We start from the raw sequence: 20,773 nt of genomic DNA, 5'->3' as shown, positions 1-20,773 counted from the left end.
ATGATGAAGACAAACAGACAATCAGAAAAGAAAGGAAAAAAGTTTCGAAACTTACTGTTTTGGGCTGGTTTTTTAATCTGTATATTTCCGGTTATCAGTAATATAGTTGAGCGGCAGCGTCAGGCAGATGCTGTCGCAACATATCGACAGACAATGGAAAAAGAGGATGAAAAAGAAATAGAAGAGAAGTGGAGACAGGCAAATGAATATAATGAAATGTTGTTTCAGGCAAAAGGGGGAATTGTAGAGGAAACGGAAGAAAGGAAATATGAAGAGTTACTAAATATTCATGGGACAGATATTATGGGAAGTCTTGAAATTCCTAAAATCCAAGTAGAACTTCCAATATATCACGGAACGGCAGATGAAGTTTTATCTAATGGAATCGGACATCTGGAAGGTACAAGTCTTCCAATAGGAGGAGAAAATACACATAGCGTATTGACGGGGCACAGAGGACTTCCAAGTTCGAAATTACTGGTTCGTCTTGATGAAATGAAGATAGGAGATTTATTTTTTATACATACATACAAAGAAGTGATGGCTTATAAGGTAGAAGAAATTATGGTTGTAAAACCAGAAGATACTGCATGGATGGAGATAAAAGGTGAAAAAGATCTGGTATCGCTTGTTACGTGTACGCCTTTTGGAATAAACAGTCATAGATTGATTGTTACAGGACACAGGGTGGATTACAAAGAAAAAGAATATATAAAAATTAAACCACAGCTTCCTTCTGTACGGGAAATTATAGTTACAGTATTTCCCATCCTATTTGTGGTCAGTATAGTAGTAATAGAAATTAAAAATAGAATACAGACATATCGAAGACAGAGGAGAAGAAAGAGGAGGGAGAAGAACAGATGAAACACAAAAGAAAAATATTATGGGCAGGAATTGTGATGCTGTTTGCAGTATTTCAGTCATTTCCGGTATTGGCGGCATTTGAGCAGGAGCAGACAGGAATAATACAGATGACATTGCCGGAAGATTGGAAAAATATGAAAAGAGAAGGGATTGTTTTTGGATGTACAAAAATCGGAGAGATTGAAAATGGAGAGTATAAAATACTTCCAATTTATGATTTGGCAGGAATTGATTTAAATAACATAAAAACATCTTTAGAGTTGGATCGTGTATCCAAACGTCTGGAAGAATTTGGAGTAGAGCCGGAACAAAGAATCCAAACAGATGCAACAGGAAAAGTTGTGTTTGAGCAATTAGAAGAAGGGATTTATTTTATACAGGCAGAAAAAAGCAATGAATATGATTTGATTACTCCGATGCTCGTAGCATTGCCAAGTTGGGATGAAACAGAAGGAAAAATGTCTTATGAAATAAAGGTGTCGCCAAAGCATGTATCGATGGAAAAGGTCGGAAAGGATATGGCACCGCAGACAGGATTGGAAACAAGCGCATGGAAATGGGCTATAGTAGGAATGTGTTTTATCTCAGCAGGAACTGTTGTAGCTGTTGAATGGAGAAAAGAAAGGAAAAATGAGGAATAAAATTACAATGAGTATAATCGGTATTTTATTTGTCGGTGGTCTTTTATTTTTTAGCATTGCGGTGAAGGAATATCAGCCGTATATAGAAGAGATGATAAAAAAAGAAGAGATTGTTCAAAATGTAATTGATACAGGATTACCGGAAAGCCCTATGAGAAGAAGTGTAGATTTTGCAGCATTGAAAAAAATCAACAAAGATATTGTGGGATGGCTTTATATTCCTCAGATTGAAGTAGATGCGCCGGTTTTAAAAGGAGAAAATGATACAATATATTTGACGAGAAATTTCGAAGGAGAATATAGTCCGCTTGGTTCTATTTTTACATGGGCATATACAGATGATATGTTGACAGATAAACATATCTGTCTGTTTGGACATAATACCGCATCAGGGCAGATGTTTGGAAGATTAAACGAATTTCAGGATAGTGTATTTGCAGAATCCAATCGTGAATTATATTTGTATACTCCTTCCAAAACAAAAAAACTTCAAATAGAAAATGTATTTGTTTGTGAAAATACGAATGATATTTTCCAAAAACAGTGGGAAGGGTCAGAAGGTCAGATCGTGACATTGGCAACTTGTATTGGATACGAAGTGACACCGGAAAGGTTGGTAGTAAATTGCATGGTTATAGATGAGCGGACAGCATTTTGATAAAATCTCTTGCCTTTTATTATTTAAGATTCTATAGTTATCTTATGAACATAAAAACAGGGCGTTCAATGGGAGGAAGTAAAATGAAACAGATTCAGGCAGTTCAATTAACAAAAGAACTTGTTCAGATTGAAAGTACAGATCCAGGTACATACGAGAGAGAAATCAAAGACTATCTGAAAAAACTATTGAAATTACCGGGAGTAGAATTAAAAGAAGAGGAAGTGTTGCCGGGCAGATTTAATTTATGTGCAGAGCTTTTAGGAACAGATCAAACATTGCCGGCTCTTATATTTATTTGCCATATGGATACTGTGGTTGTAGGAGATGGGTGGACATTGCCACCATTTCGTGCACTAGAACAGGATAATAAAATTTATGGCAGAGGTGCATGTGATATGAAATCCGGTCTTGCATGTTGTACGACAGCATTTATACATGCGGCTACATTAGTGCAGCAGAAACATAAAAAACCTAAACGTACATTAAAATTAATCTGCACAGTAGATGAAGAAGATTTTATGAGAGGATCGGAACAATGCATTAAATCAGGCTGGGTAGGAAAAGATGACTGGGTTGTTGATGCAGAACCAACAAATGGAATGATCCAGGTGGCCCATAAGGGTCGTACCTGGTACGAGGTGGATGTGCAGGGACATACAGCACATGCAAGTACACCATGGAAGGGAGCAGATGCCATTGCAGCTATGGCGGAGATCATACATACATTCCATAAAGAGATGGAACAGGTTCCAACACACCCAGATCTTGGAAAATCGACAGTGACATTTGGGCAGATTCAAGGCGGATACCGACCATATGTTGTGCCGGATGCATGCAAATTGTGGATTGATCTGAGACTGGTTCCGCCGACAAATACGCAGAAAACTACAGAGCTTTTAGAAAAAGCAATTGAGAAAGCAAAAGAGGTTGTATCAGGAATTTCAGTCACATATACAATTACAGGAGACCGTCCTTACATAGAAAAAGATGATAATTCGCTGATGCTTAAAGCACTTAAAAAATCTTGTCTGGTTGTTACAAAACAAGAGCCTGAGATTGCACCATTTCCGGGATATACAGATACAGCTGTGATAGCAGGAAAATTAGGCAATCATAATTGTATGTCCTATGGTCCGGGAAATCTTGAATGTGCACATCAGCCGGATGAATGGGTGGATATTGATGATATCATCCGTTGCGAACGGGTATATAAACATCTCAGTGAAACAATTTTTTAAACAAAGGAGTTTCTTTCACTGATTTTAGGTTCTGTCATACACTATTAATATAGAAAAAATGGAGTGGCTGAATGGAACCGATTTTAGAAATGCAACACATCACATATTCATATCACACAACGGAAGGGGAGACAAAAGCTTTAGAGGATGTTTCTTTCAGTGTTTCAGAAGGAGAATTTATTGCGATTGTCGGTCCTTCCGGTTGTGGAAAATCAACACTTCTATCTATTATTTGTGGAATCCTAAAGCCCGAAAAAGGGCTTATCAAAATGAATGGAAAAAATCTCAAACAAAGTACAACAAATATCGGCTATATGTTACAGCACGATCATTTGTTTGAATGGCGTACAGTTTATCATAATGTCTTATTAGGGTTGGAAGTTCAGCATATGTTGTCTGCAAAGACAAGGAAGAAAGCACTGGAATTATTAGAACAATATGGTCTGCAGCAATTTAAAAATTCCAGACCTTCTCAATTGTCTGGCGGTATGCGTCAAAGGGTGGCACTTATAAGAACATTGGTTCTGGAACCAGAATTACTTTTGCTGGATGAACCTTTTTCAGCACTCGATTACCAGACTCGTCTTACAGTGGGAAACGATATCGGTCAGATTCTTAAACATGAACATAAAACAGCGATTCTTGTTACACATGATTTGTCAGAAGCAGTCAGTCTGGCAGATCGGGTTTTGATCTTAACGCCACGTCCGGCTACAATTTCTAAAATCGTTGATATTTCCTTTGAATTGGAAAATGATACACCGATGCATCGAAGAAATGCATCAGAATTTAAGAATTATTTCAATTTAATATGGGAGGAATTAAATGGTTATGAATGAATTATCTGATGGACAGAAAACTTATTTAAAACAGCAGAATAAACATAGATGGATTGTACGAGTGTCAAGAATTGCAATTTTGCTGATATTTTTATTTTTGTGGGAAATTTCGGCAACAACTGGTCTGATAGATTCATTTATATTCAGCAGCCCTTCCAAAGTAATCTGTTGTTTTTGGAATATGATATTAAGTGGTTTTATTTTTGTGCATTTGTGGACGACATTTTATGAAACGTTAGTCAGTTTTTTGCTGGTAACATTAATCAGTATCTGCATAGCAGTATTACTATGGTACAGCAAAAAAATATCAGAAATATTAGATCCTTACTTTGTAGTTTTAAACAGTCTTCCAAAGTCAGCTTTAGCTCCACTGTTGATTGTGTGGTTGGGCGCAAATACGACAACGATTATTATAGCAGGAATGTCGGTTGCGATATTTGGAAGTGTTTTGAGTCTATATACAACGTTTGAGTCTGTAGACCAAGGAAAATTATGGCTTATCTATACACTGCATGGAAGTAAAAGGCAGGCTTTGACAAAGGTTGTACTTCCGTCATCAATTCCTGCAATTATCAGTAATATGAAGGTGAATATCGGACTGTGTCTGGTCGGTGTGATCATTGGAGAATTTCTTGCAGCGAGAAGTGGAATTGGATATTTGATTATTTATTCGAGCCAGGTATTTAAAATGGATTGGCTGTTAATGAGCATTTGTATTTTATGTGTTTTTTCTATGTTATTATACGCATTGATCAATGCGGTGGAAAATTGGTATCAGAATCGACTCAAGAGATAAAGAAAAATAATATGAAGAGTATATGAAAAAAGTATAAAAGCTGGATGATACAATTGCGAACTGTGTATAATTGAGATAGTATATAAGATAGAAAAGAATAATAGAAAACGAAAAGATGAGGAATAAAAAACGTGAGTGTATGGAATTGGAAAGTGAGCAATAAAGCAGGGCAGAAAGTAAATTATCAGAAAGAATTAGATAAATTAATTCTGGAATTAAAAAAAGAAGAAAAAGTGCCACGGCTTCTTCTTCACAGCTGCTGTGCACCATGCAGCAGTTATGTTTTAGAATATTTGTCGCAATATTTTGAGGTTACAGTATTTTATTATAATCCGAATATATATCCAGAAAGTGAATATACGAAGAGAGTGCTGGAACAGCAAAAACTGATATCAGAAATGCGTTTTAAACATCCGGTTACATTTATTGCGGGAAATTATGATTCAGAAAAATTCTATAATATGGCACGTGGGATGGAGAATGTAAAAGAAGGTGGCGAAAGATGTTTCAAATGTTATGAATTAAGATTGAGGGAAGCTGCTAAAATTGCAAAGAATGGGGAATATGATTTTTTTACGACGACATTGAGTATCAGCCCTTTAAAAAATGCCCAGAAATTAAACGAGATAGGGATGCTTTTAGCTGAAGAATATGGAATAGAGTATCTGCTGTCGGATTTTAAAAAGAAAAATGGATATAAACGTTCGGTTGAATTGTCTGAGCAATATGGATTGTACAGACAGGATTATTGTGGCTGTGTATTTTCGATGAAAGAACGAAAAGAAGCGAAAAATAAAAACAAAAAATAAAGTGCAATTTCTTTATGTTGTCAGAATAAAAAACAGAGTGAAATCTATTTTTTGGCACTTTCACAGAAAAAAAGATAGACATTAACACTTTAGTATGTTAAACTAATGTGCAAAAGTAACGCTCTGAAGATATAGAAAGTCTGAATATGACTGGAGTTTATTCTTACAGAACAAAGTAATACAATAAAGAAGAGAGGAAATTGGCTATGGCACAATTATGGGGTGGCCGTTTTACAAAAGAAACGGATCAGCTGGTATACAATTTTAATGCATCCATTTCCTTTGATAAGAAGTTTTATGAGCAAGATATCCGGGGAAGTATTGCACATGTGACAATGCTTGCAAAACAGGGAATCCTGACAGAAGATGAGAAGAAACAGATTATTGAAGGATTAAACGGAATCAAACAAGATGTCGAGAATGGGACATTAGAGATTACGGACAAATATGAAGATATTCATAGTTTTGTGGAAGCAAATTTAATTGACAGAATTGGAGATGCAGGGAAGAAGCTGCACACCGGGCGAAGTAGAAATGATCAGGTTGCACTCGACATGAAGTTATATACCCGAGATGAGATTCTGGAATTGGATAAGCTGTTAAAGGATATATTGGAAGTACTCTTAAAAATTATGAAAGAGAATACGGAAACCTATATGCCTGGATTTACCCACCTTCAGAAAGCACAGCCAATCACACTGGCACATCACATGGGAGCATATTTTGAAATGTTTAAAAGAGATCGCTCCCGGATGAAAGATATTTACGCAAGAATGAATTATTGTCCATTAGGTTCAGGGGCACTGGCAGGAACTACGTATCCATTAGATCGTGAATATACTGCAACGTTGCTTGATTTTGAAGGACCGACACTTAATAGTATGGATTCTGTCGCAGATCGTGATTATTTAATTGAACTTTTGTCTGCAATGTCGACTGTGATGATGCATTTGAGTAGATTTTCGGAAGAAGTGATTATTTGGAATTCAAATGAATATCAGTTTGTAGATATTGATGATGCATACAGTACAGGAAGCAGTATTATGCCTCAGAAAAAGAATCCGGATATTGCAGAGCTGGTTCGTGGTAAGACAGGAAGAGTATATGGAGCATTGATGTCTATGTTGACAACGATGAAAGGAATTCCACTGGCATATAATAAAGATATGCAGGAAGACAAAGAATTTGTTTTTGATGCGATTGACACAACCAAAGGATGTCTGGCATTATTTACCGGAATGCTTCGCACGATGAAATTCAATAAAACAAGAATGGAAAACAGTGCTAAGAATGGTTTTACAAACGCGACAGATGCAGCAGATTATCTTGTTAACCATGGAGTTCCATTCCGGGATGCACATGGTATTGTAGGTCAACTGGTGTTATATTGTATTGATAAGAATATTGCACTCGATGATATGTCATTGGAAGAGTTCAAAGCGATTTCACCGGTATTTGAAGAAGATATTTATGAAGCAATCAGTATGAAAACCTGTGTTGAGATGAGAAATACGATTGGAGCACCTGGAAAAGCTGCAATGGAAAAAGTGATTGCACAGGAAGAAGCATATTTGATTGCAGAATAATCATAATGCAGTTATATCATAGAAGAGTTAGATAAAGGAGAAGATGTATAATGGAACAGAAGTTAAAAGTCGGTATCTTAGGAGCAACAGGAATGGTAGGACAGAGATTTATTTCTCTTCTTGAAAATCACCCATGGTTTGAGGTAGTAACAGTAGCAGCAAGCCCACGTTCAGCAGGAAAGACATATGAAGATGCTGTTGGAGACAGATGGAAAATGGATACTCCAATGCCGGAAGCAGTAAAAAAACTGGTTGTATTGAATGTAAATGAAGTAGAAAAAGTTGCATCTACAGTAGATTTTGTGTTTAGTGCAGTAGATATGACAAAAGAAGAAATCAAGGCAATTGAAGAGGCTTATGCTAAAACAGAAACTCCGGTTGTTTCAAATAATAGTGCACATCGCTGGACACCAGATGTACCAATGGTAGTGCCTGAGATCAATGCAGAGCATTTTGAGGTGATTGCAGATCAGAAAAAACGTCTTGGAACAACTCGTGGATTTATTGCAGTAAAACCAAACTGTTCTATTCAGAGTTACGCACCTTGTCTGGCAGCATGGAAAGAATTTGGACCAAAAGAAGTTGTTGCTACAACATACCAGGCAATTTCAGGAGCAGGAAAGACATTTAAGGATTGGCCGGAAATGGTTGGAAATATTATTCCATTTATCGGAGGAGAAGAAGAGAAGAGTGAGCAGGAGCCACTTCGTGTACTTGGAAGAGTAGAGAATGGACAGATCGTGAAAGCAGAGCTTCCAAAGATTACATGTCAGTGTATCCGAGTACCTGTTTTAAATGGACATACAGCAGCTGTATTTATCAATTTTGAAAAGAAACCTACAAAAGAACAGCTTATCGAAAAGCTTGTGAATTTCAAAGGATTTCCACAGGAAGCAAACCTTCCAAGTGCTCCAAAGCAGTTTATTCAGTACTTAGAAGAAGATAATCGTCCACAGGTTACACAGGATGTAAATTATGAAAATGGAATGGGCGTATCAATTGGTCGACTCAGAGAAGACAGCATGTTTGATTATAAATTCGTTGGACTGTCTCATAACACAGTAAGAGGTGCAGCAGGTGGTGCTGTCCTTTGTGCAGAAGCTTTGACAGCAAAGGGGTATATTCAGGCAAAATAATTACAAAAGAACCTTCGGGCAATATCTGTCCGAAGGTATTAACAAATATAAAGAAACAGATAAAAGAAAATATTGGGCATAAAGGAGGTTGTCACGATGGGAATGACAATGACACAGAAGATCCTGGCAGCACATGCAGGGTTGGACTCTGTAGAGGCAGGACAGCTGATCATGGCAAAATTAGATGTAGTGATGGCAAATGATATTACCGGACCTATGGCTTTGCCAATCGTAAAACAGATGTCAGATCATGTGTTTGATAAGGATAAGGTTGTATTTGTACCGGATCATTTTACACCAAACAAAGATATTAAATCAGCAGAAAATTCAAAAGCAATCCGAGAGTTTGCGAAAGAACAGGGATTGAAATGGTATTTTGAACAAGGAAAATCTGGTGTTGAACATGCAATCCTTCCTGAGGCTGGTGTAGTGGCTGCCGGAGAATGTATTATTGGTGCGGATTCTCATACATGTACATACGGAGCATTAGGAGCATTTTCTACAGGTGTGGGTACAACAGATATTGCTACAGGTATGGCAACAGGTGAATTGTGGTTCAAGGTACCAGGGGCAATCAAATTTGTATTAACAGGAAAACCAGGACCATATGTAAGCGGTAAAGATATTATTATTCATATTATCGGCAAAATCGGTGTTGATGGAGCTTTATATAAATCAATGGAATTTGTAGGTGATGGGATTGAGAATCTCTCTATGGATGACAGATTTACAATGGCGAACATGGCAATTGAAGCAGGTGCTAAAAATGGTATCTTTATTGTAGACGATAAGACAGAAGAGTATTTGAAAGAGCATACAAAGAAAGAGTATACAGTGTATACGGCAGATGAAGATGCACAATATGAGCAGGTCGTTGAAATCAACCTTGCAGAAGTGCGTCCGACTGTAGCGTTTCCTCATTTACCTGGAAATGCCAAGACAATTGATGAGATTGAAGCAATGGAGCCGATTAAAATTGATCAGGTAGTGATCGGATCTTGTACAAATGGACGTATGGAAGATATGAGAAAAGCAGCAGCAATTTTGAAAGGACACACTGTTCATCCGGATGTACGTGTAATGGTAATTCCTGCTACACAGAAGATTTATAAGCAATGTATTAAAGAAGGTCTTCTTGATATTTTTGTAGATGCAGGATGTGCTGTGAATACGCCAAGTTGCGGACCTTGTATGGGAGGTCATATGGGAGTTATGGCAGCAGGAGAGAAATGTGTTTCAACAACAAATCGTAATTTTGTAGGGAGAATGGGACATGTTGATTCATTGATTTATCTGGCATCACCGGAAGTTGCAGCAGCAAGTGCAATTGCAGGATGCATCGCTAATCCAGAGAAAGTAGGTGACAAATAATGAAAGCAAAAGGACATGTATTTAAGTATGGGGATAACGTGGATACAGATGTTATTATTCCAGCAAGATATTTGAATTCATTTGACGCACAGGAACTGGCAAGCCATGCAATGGTAGATATCGATCCAGATTTTGTAAAAAAAGTACAGCCGGGAGATTTGATCGTAGCAAATAAAAACTTTGGCTGCGGATCATCCAGAGAGCATGCTCCACTTTGTTTAAAAACAGCAGGTGTAAGCTGTGTTATTGCAGAGACATTCGCAAGAATTTTCTATCGTAATGCAATTAACATTGGTCTTCCAATCATCGAATGTCCGGAAGCAGCAAGAGGAATCGATGCCGGAGATGAAGTAGAAGTAGATTTTGACAGTGGAAAAATTTATAACCGTACAAAAGGAACAGAATTTCAGGGACAGGCTTTCCCAGAGTTTATGCAGAAATTAATCGCAGCGGGCGGACTTGTAAACTATACAAATAGTAGAAAATAATATGTGAGGATGAAAAGATGAACTTATTATATAAGAGTACACGAAACGCAGATAAGACAGTAACAGCTTCTCAGGCAATTTTAAAAGGTCTTGCAGAAGATGGCGGTTTATTTGTGCCAACAGAACTGCCAAAATTAGATGTGACAATGAATGAATTGAAAACGATGTCTTATCAGGAGACAGCGTATGCTGTTATGAAACAGTTCTTAACAGATTTTACAGAAGAAGAATTGAAACATTGTATTAATAGTGCATATGATTCCAAATTCGATACAGAAGTAATTGCTCCACTTGTAAAAGTAGGCGATACATATCACTTGGAATTGTTCCACGGAGCAACCATTGCATTTAAAGATATGGCATTATCTATCCTGCCACATTTGTTGACAACAGCTGCAAAGAAAAATAATGTCACAAAAGATATTGTGATTTTAACAGCTACTTCAGGTGATACTGGAAAAGCTGCTCTTGCCGGATTTGCAGATGTACCGGGAACAAAAATTATTGTTTTTTATCCAAAGAATGGTGTAAGTAAAGTACAGGAATTACAGATGGTGACACAGAAAGGGGATAATACTTCGGTTGTTGCAATTCATGGTAATTTTGACAATGCTCAGAGTGGCGTGAAAGCACTTTTTGAGGATAAAGAGTTAGAAAAAGAACTCTCAGAGGCAGGATATCAGTTTTCATCAGCAAATTCAATCAATATCGGACGTCTGGTTCCGCAGGTTGTTTATTATGTATATGCTTATGCAAAACTACTTGAAAATGAAGAAATTGAAAATGGTGAAGAAATTAATGTTACAGTTCCAACAGGAAACTTTGGAAATATTCTTGCTGCTTATTATGCAAAACAGATGGGAGTTCCGATTGCAAAATTAATCTGTGCTTCTAATGAAAATAAAGTTTTGTTTGATTTCTTTAAAACAGGAAAATATGACAGAAACAGAGAGTTTGTTTTGACTTCATCACCATCGATGGACATTCTGATTTCAAGCAATCTGGAAAGATTGATTTATACAATTGCAGGACAGGATGCTAAGAAAAATAGTGAGTTAATGGAAGCTTTGAAAAAAGATGGTGTATATGAAATTACTCCTGAGATGAAAGAAAAATTATCTGATTTCGAAGGTGGATATTCTACAGAAGAAGAAACAAAAGAGACAATTGGTGGAACTTATAAGTCTACAGGATATGTGATGGATACACATACTGCTGTCGCAGCGCATGTAAGCAGAGCATATCGTGATGCAAGCAAGGATCAGAAAAAGATGTTGGTTGCATCAACAGCAAGCCCTTATAAATTTGCAAGAAGTGTAATGACAGCAATTGATGAGAAATATGATGAATTAGAAGAATTTGCATTGATCGACGAACTTGAGAAGGTTTCAGGAGTAGCGATTCCGAATGCAATTGAAGAAATTCGCAACGCACAGATTCGACATACAAAAGAGTGCGATGTAGATAAAATGAAAGAGACCGTAAAAGAAATTCTCGGTGTAGAGGAGTAAAAAATGAATGACGTATTTGGATTTGTAAGTCTGATCGTATTAGGATGTGGTATATATACATTATATGCATATATTAAAATGAAAAAAACAGGTGAGATCAATGAGATCCTTCTGTTAGGAAATGCTTATGTTGCAAAAAAATGTAAAAATAAAAAAGCATTTCTGGAAAAGGCACTTCCGTCAGTACTTGTGTTTGGTATAGTTACAACAATATATGGTGTAATTGATATGATCAATTCATTTGTCAAACCAGTTGGAATAGTGGATACAATTGCAAATATTTTATTCTTGATCGTACTTGTTGGCTTTTTGGTTTATACTACAAAATTAAAAAAACAGTATTTTTAATCTGATGTGGTTATAATTTGCAACAATTTCCAATATCTTGATGTTGTAAAAAGTATTTAAATGAGTTATAATACTCTCAGAGAAAAAATCACCTGAGATGTTCGATAACCTTGTTGTTTTGAACCTACATTACTTTAAACGGGACTCTCAAATCTCTGTAATATGTCAGGCCATCATTATGCAGTGGAAGACAGAAAAGCAGATGCGGACGCCCACCTAGCAGAAGCTAGGAGTCAGAAGACAGGGAACGGCATTTTGGGGATATACGAAAGAAGAGGCAGTCAGTAATGGCTGCCTTTTTTGTATATTAGGTGAATAAGTAATGCATAAAAATTCAGAAAAAAATATTGACAAGAGTACCAGATAATGGTAACCTTGTGCTATGTAATAGAAAAAAGCTATGAAGAGGATTATTACATTTATATCTGAATCCAGAGAGCTGCTGGTTGGTGAAAAGCAGTTGAAAGAATAGATGGAACTGGCCTCGGAGCGGCTGCCCCAAATTCTGAACGGAGAAGTTCAGGAGAGTAGACGCAGACGGAACCCAACCGTTATCTAGGGTAGATATATCGCTTCGTATATGAATATACAAAGCCTGTATCTGATAAGTGTATGAAGTAACATTCATAAATAAGAGTGGTACCGCGTAGGACTTGATAAATAGCAGTCTTTCGTCTCTTGCAAAGATATTTTGCGAGACGGAGGACTTTTTCTTTTGCATAAAAAATATAATGGTATGTAAAACGAGGAGGAAATGAATCATGATGAATCACAATAAGTACAAAAGACAGTATTATATGCCGCCAACTGAATGTCTGGATTGGACGAGAAAAGAATATGTAGATAAAGCTCCAATCTGGTGTAGCGTGGATTTACGAGATGGCAATCAGGCATTGGTGATTCCAATGAGTCTTGAACAGAAAGTAGAATTCTTCAAATTACTCGTAAAGATTGGATTTAAAGAAATTGAAGTCGGATTTCCGGCAGCGTCTGAAACAGAATATGAATTCTGCCGTACTTTGATCGAGCATAATCTGATCCCGGATGATGTAACCATTCAGGTGTTGACACAGGCAAGAGAACATATTATCAAGAAAACATTTGAGGCAATCAAAGGTGCAAAAAAAGCAATTGTTCATGTATACAATTCAACATCTTATGCACAGAGAGAGCAGGTATTCCGCAAGTCAAAAGAAGAAGTAAAACAGATTGCAATCGATGGAGCAGCATTATTAAAAAGACTGGCAGATGAAGCAGGGCAGGATCTTTATTTTGAGTATAGTCCAGAGAGCTTTACAGGTACAGAGATGGATTATGCAGTAGAAGTATGTAATGCAGTGCTGGATGTATGGCAGCCGACACCGGAAAGAAAAGCAATCATCAATATTCCGGTAACAGTACAATTATCTTTGCCACATGTTTACGCAAGTCAGGTGGAATACATGTCAAAGAATTTGAAATACAGAGAGAATGTAATTCTTTCACAGCATGCACATAACGACAGAGGTTGCGGAGTTGCAGATACAGAGCTTGGACTTTTAGCAGGGGCAGACCGTGTGGAAGGTACATTGTTTGGAAATGGTGAGCGTACAGGCAATGTGGATATTATTACAGTTGCAATGAATATGTATGCACAGGGCGTTGATCCGGAACTTGACTTTTCTGATATGCCGGGAATCGTAGAACAGTACGAAGAATATACAGGTATGACAGTAGGGGAAAGAAGTCCTTATAGTGGAGCATTGGTGTTTGCCGCATTTTCTGGTTCACATCAAGATGCAATCGCAAAAGGAATGAAATGGATTGACGAAAAAGATCCAAATCATTGGACAGTTCCATATCTTCCAATTGATCCTACTGATGTCGGAAGGAGTTATGACGCGGATGTTATACGAATCAATAGTCAGTCTGGTAAAGGCGGTGTTGGCTATATTCTGGAAACTCGATTTGGCCTTAATCTTCCACCAAAGATGCGTGAGGCAATGAGTTATGCAACGAAGAGTGTTTCGGACCACAAGCATGCCGAACTGCAGCCGGAAGAAATCTTTGAATTATTTAAAGAAAAATTTGAAAATATTACATCACCATACAGCATCAATGAAGTACATTTCCAACAGAAAGATGGAATTACAACTCAGGTTACTTCTACATATGAAGGAAAAACAATTACAACAGAAGCAACAGGAAATGGTCGATTGGATGCAGTAAGTAATGCTTTAAAGAAAGCTTATAATTTAGATTTCTCATTGGTAACTTACCAAGAACATGCTTTGGAACAAAGCTCAAGTTCACAGGCAATTGCTTATGTAGGAATCCAGACTCCAAGTGGCAAACTTGCATGGGGAGCAGGAGTGGATCCAGATATTATCCATGCATCAATCGATGCATTGATTACGGCAATCAATAACCGATAAATAAAAATCTATTTCTATATTAAATATAACAAAAACGGGTTTGGTCATGCTGACTGAACCCGTTTTTAAGGCACAAAATCTGGCAGAGAGCTACAAAACAGTCCTTGAAATGATATACTTGAATATTTTTATTGGGTATGCTATTCTATTAAAACTGAATGCGGTGTGGATTAAAAATACATAGCTGCGAGGAGATTTAGAGTTGTTACAATAAAATGTAATGATAGATGAGGAAGTATATGAAAGAAAAATTTAATCGAATAAAAGGATATGCGCTTCGTGTTATGGATGTGGTGAGCTCACATCATACAGGAGCTTATGCTGCTCAGGCAGCTTATTTTTTCGTCTTATCCATGATTCCAATCATATTATTATTGTTAACGATGGTACAATTTACCTCATTAACAAAGGATTATATTATGAATGCTGTACTGCAGGCATTTCCAACGACAGTAGAAGGGTTGATTGAATCTATAGTGGATCAGGTGTACAGCCAGTCTGGCACAATCATTCCAATCACAGTTCTAGTGGCGTTATGGTCGGCAGGGAGAGGAGTACTGTCGATTACAAATGGACTGAATTGCGTATATGAAAGCAGAGAAACACGTAATTATGTATATTTGCGAATCAGAGCATCATTGTATACAGTGATATTTTTGGTGGCAATTATTTTGTCACTTGTTTTATCTGTATTTGGTAATCGGATTGCAATTATGTTAAATCAGCATTTTCCGGTGTTAGTCAGATTAATTGATATGGTTATTCGAAGCAGAACTCTGATTACATTAGGTATTCTTACATTATTCTGGGATATGGTATATAAATATTTGCCAAACAGAAAGAATATAGGGAAAACAACAATGAAGAAACAATTGCCAGGAGCAATATTTACAGCTTGTGCATGGCAAGTGATTTCGTTTATATTTTCTATTTATCTTGATATATTTACCGGATTTACAACAATGTATGGAAGCCTTACGATGATCATTTTAATTATGCTCTGGCTTTATATGTGTATGTATGTCATTTTGCTTGGAGGAGAAGTAAATGCCCTGTTACAAAGGGCAATCAAGATGTTTGCACATGAGAAAGAAGAGGAATCATCAGAAAATCAAACTTGACAAACAGTATGAATATGATAAAATATAGAGGTAATTTTGAAAAATAAAATGAACATAAAAGCGAAGACCGTGTACAGTAGAGAGCTATCTTCTATCAGAGAGAGAGAATCATCGGCTGAAAATTTTCTTAAGTTCAGATAGTAATTGAATTTCCCACGTTAGCTGTGTTTTTGAAAAAATAAAGTAGAGAACACCGTAAGTTGTACGTTACACAAACAGAGTGTCCAAAAGTTATAACTTTGGGAAACAGGGTGGTACCGCGAGTAAAATATAAGCTTCGTCCCTTTTTGGGGATGGAGCTTTTTTATTTGAAAGGAGAAAAATGATGAAAGAAAGATTGGAACAGATCAGAAAAGAAGCAATTGAAGCAATTCAGGCTTCTGATGCTCCAGAAAAATTAAATGATGTGCGTGTTAAATTTCTTGGAAAAAAAGGTGAATTAACAGCTGTATTGAAAGGTATGAAGGATGTTGCTCCAGAAGAACGTCCAAAGGTTGGTCAGCTTGTCAATGAGACAAGAGCTGCAATTGAGCAGATTATGGAAGAGACAAAAACAAAGATGGAAAAAGCAATCCGCGAGGAAAAGCTGAAAGCAGAAGTAATCGATGTTACACTTCCATCTAAGAAAAATAGTGTAGGACATAGACATCCAAATACAATCGCATTGGAAGAAGTAGAAAGAATCTTCGTAGGAATGGGATATGAAGTAGTTGAAGGACCAGAAGTAGAGTACGATCTGTACAATTTTGAAAAATTGAATATTCCGGCAGATCATCCTGCAAAAGATGAACAGGATACATTCTATATTAATAAAGATATCGTACTTCGTACACAGACATCTCCGGTACAGGCACGAGTGATGGAACAGGGAAAACTTCCAATCCGTATGATTGCACCGGGAAGAGTATTCCGTTCTGATGAAGTAGATGCAACACACTCTCCATCCTTCCATCAGATTGAAGGTCTTGTAATCGATAAAAATGTTTCATTTGCAGATTTAAAAGGTACTTTGGAAGTATTTGCAAAAGAATTGTTCGGACCAGATACAAAGACAAAATTCCGTCCACATCATTTCCCGTTTACAGAGCCAAGTGCAGAGGTGGATGTGAGCTGTTTTAAATGCGGTGGAAAAGGATGCCGTTTCTGTAAAGGATCCGGATGGATTGAGATTCTTGGATGCGGAATGGTTCATCCACACGTACTGGAAATGTGCGGAATTGATCCGGAAGAATACAATGGATTTGCTTTCGGTGTAGGTCTGGAACGTATCGCATTATTGAAATACGAGATTGATGACATGAGATTATTATATGAAAATGATATTCGTTTCTTGAAACAATTCTAGTTGGCAGGTAAAACAAACATAAATAAAGAGGAAAATTGTTTTTGGCGAACAGAACAATAAGCGAATAATGAAATAATAAAAAGGAGATTTAAAACATGAATACTTCATTATCATGGATTAAAGCGTATGTGCCAGATTTGGATGTCACAGCGCAGGAATATACAGACGCAATGACTTTATCAGGAACAAAGGTAGAGGGATTTGAAAAATTAGATGCAGATCTGGATAAGATTGTTGTAGGTCAGATTGATAAGATTGAAAAGCATCCAGATGCAGATAAACTGATAATCTGTCAGGTAAATGTAGGAACAGAGCAGATTCAGATTGTAACAGGTGCCCATAATGTATTTGAAGGTGCAAAGGTACCGGTAGTTCTTGATGGAGGACGCGTTGCAGGAGGTCACGAGCCTGGACAAAGAGTAGAGGGCGGAATTAAAATCAAAAAAGGAAAACTTCGTGGAGTAGAAAGCTTCGGTATGATGTGTTCAATCGAGGAACTTGGTTCTACAAAAGATATGTATCCGGAAGCTCCGGAAAATGGTATTTATATTTTCAAAGATGATGTAGAAGTTGGGGCAGATGCAGTAGAAGTACTTGGACTTCATGATGTTGTATTTGAGTACGAAATCACATCAAATCGTGTAGATTGCTACAGTGTTGTTGGTATCGCAAGAGAAGCAGCAGCGACATTTAATAAAGAATTTAAACCACCGGTTGTAACAGAGACAGGTAATCAGGAAGATGTTAATGATTATGTAAAGGTAACTGTAGAAAATACAGAGCTTTGTTCACGCTATTGTGCAAGAGTTGTTAAAAATATTAAAATCGGACCATCTCCAGAATGGATGCAGAGAAGACTTGCATCAGTTGGAATCCGTCCGATTAATAACCTTGTAGATATCACAAACTATGTGATGGAAGAGTATGGCCAGCCGATGCATGCATATGATCTTGATACACTTGCAGGTCATGAGATTGTTGTTAAAAATGCAGAAGACGGACAGAAGTTTGTTACATTAGACGGACAGGAGCGTCAGATGGATAAAGATGTTCTTATGATTTGCGATGGCGAGAAGGCAGTAGGTATTGCGGGTATCATGGGTGGAGAAAACTCAATGATCACAGATGATGTAAAGACAATGCTTTTCGAAGCGGCATGTTTTGATGGAGTAAACATTCGTAAATCAAGTAAGAGAGTCGGACTTCGTACAGATGCTTCAGGAAAATTTGAAAAAGGACTGGATCCAAACAATGCAAAAGCGGCAATTGACCGTGCATGTCAGTTGATTGAAGAACTGGGCGCAGGAGAAGTTGTAGGCGGAACAGTTGACGTATACAGTAAGAAGAAAGAACCTGTTCGTGTACCATTTGATGAAAATAGAATCAACAGAATGTTAGGAACAGACATTTCAAAAGAAGATATGCTGGCATATTTTGCGAAGATTGATTTGGAATATGATGCAGATACAAACGAAGTGATCGCACCTACATTCCGTCATGATTTATTCCGTCTTGCAGACCTTGCAGAAGAAGTGGCAAGATTTTATGGATATGATAACATTCCTACAACACTTCCAAATGGAGAGGCAACAACAGGTAAGCTGACATTTAAACTGAGAGTAGAACAGGTCGCAAGAGATATTGCAGAATTCTGTGGATTTAGCCAGGGAATGTCATATTCATTTGAAAGTCCGAAAGTGTTTGATAAATTATTACTTCCGGCAGATTCACCATTGCGTCAGGCAATCGAGATTATGAATCCACTTGGTGAAGATTATAGCATTATGAGAACAACATCTCTTAACGGAATGTTAACTTCACTTGCTACAAACTATAACAGAAGAAATAAAAATGTACGTCTGTATGAGCTTGGAAATGTTTATATTCCAGAAAAGCTTCCACTTACAGAACTCCCGGATGAAAGAATGCAGTTTACTCTTGGTATGTATGGGGATGGAGATTTCTTCAATATGAAAGGTGTTGTAGAAGAGTTCTTTGAGAAGATTGGAATGAAGGGACGTGAAAGCTACGATCCAAATGCAGGAAAATCTTATCTGCATCCAGGAAGACAGGCAAATATCTTGTATGATGGAAAAGTGGTTGGATATTTGGGAGAAGTTCACCCGGATGTTGCTGATACTTATGGAATCGGAGAAAGAGCATATGTCGCAGTGATTGATATGCCAGTTGTTCTGGAATATGCAACATTTGACAGAAAATATACAGGTATTGCAAAATATCCTGCGGTTTCCCGTGATTTGAGTATGGTAGTACCAAAAGAAATCCTGGTTGGACAGATTGAAGATGTTATTGCAAAAAAAGGTGGAAATTATCTGGAAAGTTTTGCTTTGTTTGATTTGTATGAAGGGGCTCAGATTAAAGAAGGATTTAAGTCTGTTGCATATTCAATTGTGTTCCGTGCAAAAGATAAGACTTTGGAAGAGGCTGATATTACAACAGCGATGAACAAGATCTTAAAAGCATTGGAAGAAATGGGAATTGAACTTCGTAAATAAGAAAGAGAAGGGACAAGTCATTGAAAACAAGTGATTTTTATTATGATCTGCCAGAGGAACTGATTGCTCAGGATCCTCTGGAGGATCGCTCTAGTTCTCGCCTGCTTATATTAGATAAAGAAACAGGTAAGACAGAGCATCATATATTTAAAGAAATTATTGATTATCTGAATCCGGGAGATTGTCTCGTGATTAATGATACAAAGGTAATTCCGGCGAGACTGATCGGTGAAAAGATTGGTACAGGAGCAAAGATAGAAGTACTCTTATTAAAACGTAAAGAAAAAGACGTTTGGGAGACACTTGTAAAACCTGGCAAAAAGATGAAAGTCGGAGCACAGGTGAGCTTTGGTAACGGATTGCTGATTGGAGAAGTTATCGAAGTGGTAGAGGAAGGAAACCGACTGATAAAATTCCATTATGAAGGAATTTTTGAAGAGGTTCTGGATCAGCTTGGCGAGATGCCGCTGCCACCATATATCACACATCAGTTGCAGGATCGTAATCGTTATAATACTGTATACGCAAAAAACGAGGGGTCTGCTGCAGCTCCGACTGCAGGATTGCATTTCACAGCAGAGCTTCTGGATGCAATTCAGGAAAAGGGTGTTGATATTGCACGTGTGACTTTACACGTTGGGCTTGGAACATTCCGTCCGGTAAAAGTAGAAGATGTCACAGAACATCATATGCATTCTGAATTTTATCAGGTAGATGAAGAAGCAGCTGAAAAAATTAATCGTGCCAAAGATGGAGCGGGGCGTGTTATTTGTGTAGGAACAACAAGCTGTCGTACGATTGAGTCAGCAGCAGATGAAACCGGTCATTTGAAGCCATGCAGTGGATGGACAGAAATATTTATTTATCCGGGATATAAATTTAAAATGTTAGATTGCCTGATCACAAATTTCCATCTTCCAGAATCAACATTGATTATGTTAGTGTCTGCACTTGCCGGAAAAGAACATGTGATGGCAGCTTATGAAGAAGCAGTAAAAGAAAGATATCGCTTTTTCTCGTTCGGGGATGCGATGTTTATAAAGTAAGTAAAATATAGAATGATTACAATAAACCCTCCTTTTGCAT

18 protein-coding genes, 1 other RNA gene and 2 other annotated features are annotated in these 20,773 nt (G+C 37.4%); all 19 genes read left to right on the top strand.

What is annotated here, in order from left to right:
- Entirely contained in the window at positions 1–867 is an 867-nt protein-coding gene (locus H8S40_RS09730) for a class C sortase (RefSeq protein ID WP_243238225.1), read from the top strand.
- On the top strand, positions 864–1,508 hold the full coding sequence (locus H8S40_RS09725) for a hypothetical protein (protein WP_186865155.1): 645 nt from the start codon (positions 864–866) through the stop codon (positions 1,506–1,508). The genes H8S40_RS09730 and H8S40_RS09725 overlap by 4 nt, the downstream gene beginning before the upstream one ends.
- A 7-nt stretch (positions 1,509–1,515) precedes the next feature.
- Positions 1,516–2,166: a class B sortase gene (locus H8S40_RS09720; protein WP_186865154.1), complete on the top strand. Its 651-nt coding sequence runs from the start codon at positions 1,516–1,518 to the stop codon at positions 2,164–2,166.
- A gap of 83 nt (positions 2,167–2,249) precedes the next feature.
- Positions 2,250–3,407: a M20 family metallopeptidase gene (locus tag H8S40_RS09715; RefSeq protein ID WP_186865153.1), complete on the top strand. Its 1,158-nt coding sequence runs from the start codon at positions 2,250–2,252 to the stop codon at positions 3,405–3,407.
- A gap of 71 nt (positions 3,408–3,478) precedes the next feature.
- Positions 3,479–4,246 carry an ABC transporter ATP-binding protein gene (locus H8S40_RS09710; RefSeq protein WP_022076342.1) on the top strand — a complete coding sequence of 256 codons (768 nt, stop codon included), beginning with the start codon at positions 3,479–3,481 and terminating at the stop codon, positions 4,244–4,246.
- Positions 4,233–5,042 (top strand): ABC transporter permease, encoded by an 810-nt coding sequence (locus H8S40_RS09705; protein WP_366482433.1) that lies wholly within the window; start codon positions 4,233–4,235, stop codon positions 5,040–5,042. Before H8S40_RS09710 ends, H8S40_RS09705 begins: the two co-directional genes overlap by 14 nt.
- Before the next feature lie 131 nt (positions 5,043–5,173).
- Positions 5,174–5,851, top strand: a complete 678-nt coding sequence (locus H8S40_RS09700) for an epoxyqueuosine reductase QueH (RefSeq protein ID WP_366482431.1) — start codon at positions 5,174–5,176, stop codon at positions 5,849–5,851.
- 206 nt (positions 5,852–6,057) lie between these two features.
- Positions 6,058–7,437 (top strand): argininosuccinate lyase, encoded by a 1,380-nt coding sequence (gene argH / locus H8S40_RS09695; protein ID WP_118723905.1) that lies wholly within the window; start codon positions 6,058–6,060, stop codon positions 7,435–7,437.
- Positions 7,438–7,487: 50 nt separating this feature from the next.
- Complete coding sequence (asd, locus tag H8S40_RS09690; RefSeq protein WP_186865152.1) at positions 7,488–8,573, top strand: aspartate-semialdehyde dehydrogenase; 1,086 nt, start codon at positions 7,488–7,490, stop codon at positions 8,571–8,573.
- A gap of 96 nt (positions 8,574–8,669) precedes the next feature.
- Positions 8,670–9,944, top strand: coding sequence for a 3-isopropylmalate dehydratase large subunit (gene leuC / locus H8S40_RS09685; RefSeq protein WP_118737086.1), 1,275 nt, complete (start codon positions 8,670–8,672; stop codon positions 9,942–9,944).
- Positions 9,944–10,432 carry a 3-isopropylmalate dehydratase small subunit gene (locus H8S40_RS09680; RefSeq protein WP_022076348.1) on the top strand — a complete coding sequence of 163 codons (489 nt, stop codon included), beginning with the start codon at positions 9,944–9,946 and terminating at the stop codon, positions 10,430–10,432. Before leuC ends, H8S40_RS09680 begins: the two co-directional genes overlap by 1 nt.
- Before the next feature lie 17 nt (positions 10,433–10,449).
- Positions 10,450–11,943, top strand: a complete 1,494-nt coding sequence (thrC, locus tag H8S40_RS09675; RefSeq protein ID WP_022076349.1) for a threonine synthase — start codon at positions 10,450–10,452, stop codon at positions 11,941–11,943.
- 3 nt (positions 11,944–11,946) lie between these two features.
- Complete coding sequence (locus H8S40_RS09670; protein ID WP_118737088.1) at positions 11,947–12,291, top strand: hypothetical protein; 345 nt, start codon at positions 11,947–11,949, stop codon at positions 12,289–12,291.
- Positions 12,292–12,377: 86 nt separating this feature from the next.
- Positions 12,378–12,557: non-coding RNA, 6S RNA (gene ssrS / locus H8S40_RS09665), on the top strand.
- A 125-nt stretch (positions 12,558–12,682) separates the two neighbouring features.
- Positions 12,683–12,973 (top strand) — a binding site (T-box leader).
- A gap of 79 nt (positions 12,974–13,052) precedes the next feature.
- Positions 13,053–14,705: a 2-isopropylmalate synthase gene (locus H8S40_RS09660; RefSeq protein ID WP_186865151.1), complete on the top strand. Its 1,653-nt coding sequence runs from the start codon at positions 13,053–13,055 to the stop codon at positions 14,703–14,705.
- Positions 14,706–14,944: 239 nt separating this feature from the next.
- Entirely contained in the window at positions 14,945–15,826 is an 882-nt protein-coding gene (locus H8S40_RS09655) for a YihY/virulence factor BrkB family protein (protein ID WP_243238223.1), read from the top strand.
- A gap of 54 nt (positions 15,827–15,880) precedes the next feature.
- Positions 15,881–16,114, top strand: a binding site (T-box leader).
- A 37-nt stretch (positions 16,115–16,151) separates the two neighbouring features.
- On the top strand, positions 16,152–17,171 hold the full coding sequence (gene pheS / locus H8S40_RS09650; protein WP_022076353.1) for a phenylalanine--tRNA ligase subunit alpha: 1,020 nt from the start codon (positions 16,152–16,154) through the stop codon (positions 17,169–17,171).
- 95 nt (positions 17,172–17,266) lie between these two features.
- Positions 17,267–19,687, top strand: coding sequence for a phenylalanine--tRNA ligase subunit beta (gene pheT / locus H8S40_RS09645; protein WP_186865149.1), 2,421 nt, complete (start codon positions 17,267–17,269; stop codon positions 19,685–19,687).
- A gap of 20 nt (positions 19,688–19,707) precedes the next feature.
- Positions 19,708–20,733 carry a tRNA preQ1(34) S-adenosylmethionine ribosyltransferase-isomerase QueA gene (gene queA / locus H8S40_RS09640; RefSeq protein ID WP_022076355.1) on the top strand — a complete coding sequence of 342 codons (1,026 nt, stop codon included), beginning with the start codon at positions 19,708–19,710 and terminating at the stop codon, positions 20,731–20,733.
- The last annotated feature ends 40 nt before the right edge of the window (positions 20,734–20,773 follow it).

The organism is Ruminococcus hominis (assembly GCF_014287355.1).
Taxonomy (GTDB): Bacteria; Bacillota; Clostridia; order Lachnospirales; family Lachnospiraceae; genus Schaedlerella; species Schaedlerella hominis.
The sequence above is the reverse complement of the archived record's forward strand: the minus strand, read 5'-3'. Positions and strand labels throughout refer to the sequence as shown.